Origin of the sequence: Actinomyces oricola, assembly GCF_004104015.1 — a bacterium.
Taxonomy (GTDB): domain Bacteria; phylum Actinomycetota; class Actinomycetes; order Actinomycetales; family Actinomycetaceae; genus Actinomyces; species Actinomyces oricola.
Window position 1 is genome coordinate 1 of sequence record NZ_RYFV01000059.1, and the last position, 1,852, is coordinate 1,852.

The window sequence follows — 1,852 nt, forward strand, 5'->3', positions numbered from 1 at the left end:
AATGGGTGCTGGAGGCCGACATCGAGGCATGTTTCGACAACATCGAACATGCGCCCTTGATGGACCGGCTCCGGCTCAGGATCGGCGACAAGCGGGTGCTCGCGCTGACGAAGGCGTTCCTGAAGGCCGGAGTCCTCACCACGGTAGGGACCCGGGAAGGAACCATCACCGGCACCCCGCAAGGAGGGATCTTGTCGCCGTTGCTGGCCAACATCGCGCTGTCCGTGCTGGATGATCACTTCATGGGCACGTGGCAGCAAACGATGAACACGGTTCAGCAGCGTCAGAAACGTCGCCGTCATGGCGCGGCGAACTACCGACTGATCCGCTACGCCGACGACTTTGTCGTGGTGGTCACGGGTCAGCGGGAACACGCCGAACAATTGCGCGACGAGGTGACACAAGTGCTGGCCCCGATGGGACTGAGGCTGTCACCGGAGAAGACCCAAGTGGTCCACATCGATGAAGGATTCGACTTCCTCGGGTTCAATATCCGACGGATGCGGAAACGAGGAAGCCACAAACACTTCATCTACACCCAGCCCTCGAAGAAGGCGATCGCCTCCATCAAGGACCGGGTGCGGACCATGACCTACAGGCACACTCTGCACCGGGACCCGGGATACCTCATGGAATATCTCGGGCGAGTGCTGAGGGGATGGGCGACCTACTTCCGTCACGGTGTATCGAAACGGATCTTCAACGCGATCGACTCCTACGCATGGGAACGAATCACGTCCTGGCTCCGCAAGAAACACCGCAAGATCGGATGGCCAGAACTCCGCCGCAGGTACTGCCTGCCCGGAACCTGGCGGCTCGCCCACAACGGGAAAAGGTTCACCGGCGCCGCAAGCGTCACCGTAACCAGGTACCGCTACCGCGGATACAACATCCCAACCCCATGGCACCAAACAGCAGCGACCACCAGCTGACCAACCATCTCTCATGGAGAGCCGGATGCGGTGAGAATCGCACGTCCGGTTCGGCGGGCGGCTTGGGGAAACGGACCCAGGAGCAATCCCGGCACCGCGCCCCAAGCCGACCCAACTGGCGGCACACCAGGGGTGGGGACAAGTACGTAACCGTGATCATCGATCTGACCCCCGTGCAGGACAAGACCGGGCCAGCGCGGCTGCTCGACATGATCGAGGGCCGCTCCAAGGCCGCGTTCAAGGCCTGGCTCGCCGCTCGCCCCAAGTCCTGGCGCGGCCGGGTCGAGGTAGTCGCGATGGACGGGTTCACCGGCTTCAAGACCGCCGCTAACGAGGAACTACCCCAAGCAGTCACGGTGATGGACCCCTTCCACGTCATCAGATTGGCCGGGGACGCGCTCGATGAGTGCCGCCGCCGCGTCCAACAAGAACTACACGGGCGACGCGGCCGTAAACACGATCCGCTCTACCAGGCTCGATTGACCCTGCACACCGGTGCTGGGCTCCTCACCGCCAAGCAGCAGACCCGCCTGGAGAACCTGTTCGCCGACGAAGACCACGCCCCAGTCCAAGCGACCTGGGGCGTCTACCAGCAGCTAGTCACCGCCTACCGAGAACCCGACCGGCGACTGGGGAAGTTCGTCATGCAAACCGTCATCAACGCCCTCACCAGCGGCGTCCCAATACCGCTGGTCGAGGCCCGGCGCCTGGGCCGAACACTCAAACAACGCGCCAACGACATCCTCGCGTTCTTCGACCGGCCCGGCACCAGCAACGGACCCACCGAAGCCATAAACGGCCGCCTCGAACACCTCCGCGGCTCCGCCCTCGGCTTCCGGAACCTCACCCACTACATCGCCCGCAGCCTGCTAGAAACCGGCGGATTCAGACCCCACCTACACCCTCAAATGCGATGAGCC

At 63.2% G+C, this 1,852-nt stretch carries 1 protein-coding gene and 1 pseudogene; both read left to right on the plus strand.

Annotated elements, in window-relative coordinates:
* Window positions 1–932: reverse transcriptase domain-containing protein (locus EUC46_RS12350; protein ID WP_241655576.1), on the plus strand; the 932-nt coding region annotated here is incomplete at its 5' end.
* A gap of 116 nt (window positions 933–1,048) precedes the next feature.
* Window positions 1,049–1,849, plus strand: a pseudogene (locus EUC46_RS12355) (ISL3 family transposase); the annotation flags it as partial.
* Window positions 1,850–1,852: the final 3 nt, after the last annotated feature.